Source organism: Streptomyces canus 299MFChir4.1, assembly GCF_000383615.1.
Lineage (GTDB): Bacteria > Actinomycetota > Actinomycetes > Streptomycetales > Streptomycetaceae > Streptomyces > Streptomyces canus_C.
Window position 1 is genome coordinate 1 of the sequence record NZ_KB911681.1, and the last position, 4,700, is coordinate 4,700.

At 66.6% G+C, this 4,700-nt stretch carries 6 protein-coding genes; 3 read left to right on the forward strand and 3 right to left on the reverse strand.

The genetic code is table 11. The annotated features are described in order from the left end of the window. Both H293_RS0148660 and H293_RS0148665 read right to left on the reverse strand, forming a co-directional pair. The coding region (locus tag H293_RS0148660) for a TniQ family protein (protein ID WP_033416913.1) at positions 1-571 on the reverse strand (571 nt) is incomplete at its 3' end. Between the two features lie 177 nt (positions 572-748). Next, positions 749-1,858: a prolipoprotein diacylglyceryl transferase gene (locus H293_RS0148665; protein ID WP_020124987.1), complete on the reverse strand. Its 1,110-nt coding sequence runs from the start codon at positions 1,856-1,858 to the stop codon at positions 749-751. 336 nt (positions 1,859-2,194) lie between these two features. Here H293_RS0148665 and H293_RS0148670 point away from each other — a divergent pair, with 336 nt between their 5' ends. The 3 genes from H293_RS0148670 to H293_RS59020 are packed head-to-tail and all read left to right on the forward strand — an operon-like array spanning position 2,195 to position 3,656. Beyond that, positions 2,195-2,482, forward strand: a complete 288-nt coding sequence (locus H293_RS0148670; RefSeq protein WP_020124988.1) for a hypothetical protein — start codon at positions 2,195-2,197, stop codon at positions 2,480-2,482. Next, positions 2,479-3,009 (forward strand): RNA polymerase sigma factor, encoded by a 531-nt coding sequence (locus H293_RS0148675; protein WP_020124989.1) that lies wholly within the window; start codon positions 2,479-2,481, stop codon positions 3,007-3,009. Before H293_RS0148670 ends, H293_RS0148675 begins: the two co-directional genes overlap by 4 nt. After that, a complete protein-coding gene (locus H293_RS59020) occupies positions 3,006-3,656 on the forward strand; it encodes a ParB N-terminal domain-containing protein (protein ID WP_158694611.1) in 651 nt (216 codons plus the stop codon). The genes H293_RS0148675 and H293_RS59020 overlap by 4 nt, the downstream gene beginning before the upstream one ends. Before the next feature lie 542 nt (positions 3,657-4,198). Here the strand turns inward: H293_RS59020 and H293_RS52435 are convergent. Further along, on the reverse strand, positions 4,199-4,700 hold a 502-nt coding region (locus H293_RS52435), incomplete at its 5' end, for an ImmA/IrrE family metallo-endopeptidase (RefSeq protein ID WP_020124990.1).

A 4,700-nucleotide genomic window follows, 5' to 3' on the forward strand; every position in this document is an offset into this window, starting at 1 on the left:
CCCCGGCGCGTTCCGCACGCCGTGCCACGCCCGGCCACCGCCGCTGCGCGGCCACCACCTCAGCCGTGCCGCGCACATCGAGGTGTTCCAGTGGCTGGTCGGCATCCGCGTCCAGCCGCCAGCGTCCGTGCCGCAGGCAGACCCGCTGCCAGCGCGGCACGTAGTGCACTGCGCGCAGTGCCTGCCCGGTACGCCGCGCGGTGCACAGCCGGCAGCCGAACGCGGCCGGACCCGCCACCGCCCGCGCCGCCCGCCACCGCGCTTGCGCCACCCCGGCCTCCCGGCCGGTGCTGATCTTGGGGTCGTCCATGGAAAAGGCAGGCAAAGCGCGCGCCAGAACCGTGGGCTCCACCCTGCACAGCTCGGCGAGCACCTGTCGCCCCGCCCCGTTGAGGACGATCTCTGCATCCGCCCGCACACCGCCGCCGTCGTGGCGGGCGGGGGAGTTGCGGCACGTCCACAGCCGCAGCACACCGGCGGTCGGGAGACCGTAGCGGGCCGCCACACGGCTGATCAACGATGCGGTCAGCTCCCCGGCCAGCGGCACGGTCCGCAACACCCCCGCTGCCACACCACACCCCCGATTTTCCTGCTCCTGCTCAGTGCCAGCCCCGCACGTGCCTCACAGCCGGCCCGCGGCCCCTGCCCGGGTCGCTCGCGTCCGGCGGGCTGGCCGGGTTCCAAGGGCCGACTGAACAAGGCTAGACGTCACCACCGGTGAGGCACCGAAGAAGGCGGGGCGGGGTTGTCAGTCGGCGGTGGGGGGCCGGTCGTCGAGGATGATGGTGGTCACGTCGCCGTTGTGGGAGCGCTCGGTGCTGCTGGCGGTGGTGACGGCTTGGTGGGTGCGGGTGTGGATGGCGTGGGCGAGGGCCCAGGCGGCGAGGTCGTCGTCGGCGGGCTGGTCGAGGATGTGCTGGGTGGTGACCAGTACGGCGAGCAGGGAGCGGCCGGAGAGGTGGGTGTCGATCTGCCCGTCGTCGGTGTCGCTGATGGTGTCCGGCAGCCGGAAGTGGGCGTGTGCGAGGGACTTTTCCACCAGGAATGCCCAGGTGTCCTTGTGGCATATGAGCCGGGCGGAGGAGACGGCGGCTGCTGCCAGCAGCCCGCGCCGGTACTCGGACTGCTGCTCACCGGCGTTCGAGGTGTCGCTGCTCGGCGTGCCAGCAGGTCCGGCAGCTGCTGAGTGCGACACCGCGGCCGGGTCGAGGTCAAGCACGGCAGGCTCTGGATCGTCTTTTCGGGTAACAGATACGGATGCCAAGCCCTCAGCATCGCCTGCTACTTCGGCGGGAGCTGCGGGGGCGGATGAAATGCCGTCGAGGCCGCTCGGCGCTCGCTGCGCGGTATGCCCGTCCACTCGCTCGGCCCGGTCGGTCGGCTCAGGCGGATCGCGGAAGATGCGCTCGTCGGTGTCGGTGGGCGGGGTGTCGGCGGCATCCGGTGCGCGTTCATCGGGCACAGGCGTGTCGTCCTTCCGCTCGTCGTCAAGGCCGTCCCCGGCCTCCAAGGCTGCCGGTGTCTGCCGGACGGGAAGAACGTCCTCCGCCGGCCCCGCCGTACCGGGGATGTGGGGCAGGCCCAGGGTGTGGGCCCAGGCCTGGGCGATTTCGCGGCGCAGGTCGTCGACAGCGGTGCGGACCTGGCCGAGGTCGCTGAGCATGCGTTCTTGCCGGCGGCGCAGTTCGCGGTTCTCCTCCCGTACGCCGGTGGTGCTGTAGGTGACGTGCTCCAGGACCTTGCTGTGCCGGCTCTCCTGCACCTGCTGCAGCGCCGTGATCCCGGTGTGGGGGTCGGCGAGCATCCGGCGGATCTCGCCGAGCTCACCGATGATTTTCTCGATGTCCCGTCGTGCCACGCGCCCTCCCTTTGCGATGACCGGGACATCCTTTTCCGTCCACCCGTGAACTAACGCTTCACTTTTCAGCCGTTTCGCGCATGCCGGGCGGATCTGCCCCAGCGCGGAGACGCCTCCCGCTGGACATGCCCGTTAGAACAAGCGGCCGCAAACAGAACCGATTTCCTCACCCCCACCGACGTGACCTGCGGAAACAGTGCGACAGGTGGGCGAGGAGGGGGAGTTGGGAAAAAAACTTCGCCTCCGGCATCCGGATCCAGGCCTCCCGTGGCGTGTAAGGGGGTGAGGGCCACGGCCTTCACCAACGAGTTCGTCACTACTGGGAGGCCTGGTCCAATGACTTGGTCGTACTGGGCAGGAGCGGGCGGGGTCTCACTTCCCCTGCTGGTCCTGCTGTTCTGCGCGATGCGCCGCGCCCGGAGCATCGTGGAGATGCTGCTGAAGGCGCATCTGGTGACCCGGGTGGAGCGCGAGCAGCGCGCCACCATGGTCGCGATGGCGCAGTCCCTGCCCGACGGCGGCGCCGCCGCCCGCTTCGAGCAGGGACAGCCGGCCTGGCTGTTCCGCAAGGATGTCGCCGACCCCGCCGGCCACCGCGCCATCACCACGCGGGAGGCTGCGTGAGCGAGGGCGCACCGGGAGCGGACTTCGAGTCCTTCGTCCTCGACACGATCGAGGCGTTCTCCCGACTGGCCCGGGCCAAGGCGGGCGACCTGCACAGCGCCCAGGACGCTGTGCAGGACGCCTACCTGAACATGTATCGGCAGTGGGAGAAGATCTCTGCACGGCAGGAATCTCTCACCGCCTTGGGCCGCATCGTCGTACACCACGCGGTCATCGATCAGTTCCGCCGTAACAAGCGGATGGTCACCGTACCGATGCCTGTTCAGGAAATGCCCGACACTCAATCTGGCATCGGAGTTCCCGAAGCCGCCTACGAAATGGTTAAGGAAGGTATCGATGAACTCGTCGCACGCCTTCCTGAACGGCAGCGCGAGGTCATCACCCTGTGCGTTTTGCAGGATCTCAGCCCTGCAGTGGTTGCGCAGCGCCTCCAGATCAAGGAGGAGTCGGTGAAGCGCTACATCAAAGCCGCCGCCAACAACCTGAAAAAGTCCATCAACGAATCCAGCGAGGAGGTAACCGCATGAACTACCTGCCGACTTGGCCCCACCAGCCCAAGGAGTACGGAACCATCCGGCTCCTCGCCCTGTGGGTCCTGCTCGAACGCTCTGAGCAGGCAGTATCCAAGAGCCCTCGGATCGGCGAGGACTCTGTCCAGGCGGAGGGGGGCCAGCCCACGGGCTGGCCCCCGGCCCCCGCCGCCTGCCTGCCCTACATCATCATCGACGGCAATCATCGAGTCGGAGCACTCAAGGAACTCCGAACCCTCCTCAAGAAGGAACTCCATGACTGCGCAAGGCCCCAAGAAACACGTCGCGTAGCAGAAATCCTAGAGCTCATGGAATGGGATGCTGAAGCGCGGACATGGTGGCAGAAAGCCGCTGACAAGGGCGACGAGGATGCTCAAGACTATCTTGAAGTCCTCAATGCTGAACGGAAAGACGAGCTATTGGCATGCCAGGGAGAACAAAGAAAGGGATACTTCGTCGGCGCCATCACTTCACTCATGAGTGAAAGTGATTTCGCATGCTCTCGCAAAGCAGCAGACAGAGTTGAATCAGCTTTGGCCGAAGCTGGACTCAACTTGCCTGACGGCAAAGCACAAGCCCTGATCCGCGAGATCGAAGACTTCCTGGCCCACCTAGATCCCACCACCGGCGGCCCACGATGCTGACCCGACACCGCGCCCTGCGCCCAGTCCGCTCTGGAGAGGCCGTATAGACCAAAGCACCTCAGTGAGGCCTTCACGCTAGAAGGCCAGACGACTCGTTGAAGTGGCGGTCCGCTCCCCGCAAACGCGGGGGTGGACCGCCACTTGCATTGACGCCAAGCTACGTAAGTCGCTTCACGGAGCTCCCCGCTGCTTCAGGCCGGCACGCGACAGTCACCAGTGCATGCCGAGGGTGTCGAGATCTGCACGTCGGTGCGCACGCAACTTCGCAGTCCTCCTGCGGTGTTATCCAGGAAGGCTCCCAGTTTCACGACCTCTTCCTGACTGCCACCACCCTCGCCTACCGAGATCACTTCGACGTGCTTGCGAGGCGCGACCAGGTGTCCCTTTCGTGCGCAAAATTTCCTTGCGACCATGAGGTTGGCTGCCCATCGGTCTGTCTGTGTACGCCGAGTTGGCGCTGCGGCCGGTCCTAGCCGGTGGTGGGTCCGATGCCGGGGGTCCCGGGCAAGTACTGCTGCGTGGGCATCGACTTTTCTTGCCGGCTATTCGCCTTTGAGGTCGCCGGAGAGCGTGATCTCGATGGTGCGCTTGAGCTTGTTGCCGTGGGTCCAGTCCAAGGCGCGGTCGTGCTGGAGGCGCCCGACGACAATGCCGGGTGCGATCGATGCCTGTCGGGCGAAGGATTCGATTTTGGTGAACGGTGTGGGGTGCTGGGCAAGCCGTCGGTAGGCCGCAGTGTGTTCGGGCGGGATGAGGGTGTCGGCCGCGAAGGTGTCTGCCTCGGCTTCGCTGCGGTCCCCTTCGGGGGTTGCGTCGTCGTCTCGGCGGGTGTTGTCGATGAATGTGAGTCGCTTGCCGTGCAAGAGGACGTGGCCGAGTTCGTGGAAGAGGGTGAACCAGAAGTGGTCGTCCTTCTTGAATCGGTCGCTGAGCGCTACGCCTACCTTTTCCGGAGTGAGCCAGCGGGTGACGCCGGAGACGCGGCTGTTGGGGGGCGCGGGAACGAAGACGACGGCGACGCCGGCCTGGGCGCACAGGCGGGGG

Excerpts from the sequence above, each read along its gene's own strand:
- H293_RS59020 (WP_158694611.1), top strand. The coding sequence starts at position 3,006 with ATGAACTACCTGCCGACTTGGCCCCACCAGCCCAAGGAGTACGGAACC.
- H293_RS0148670 (WP_020124988.1), top strand. The coding sequence starts at position 2,195 with ATGACTTGGTCGTACTGGGCAGGAGCGGGCGGGGTCTCACTTCCCCTG.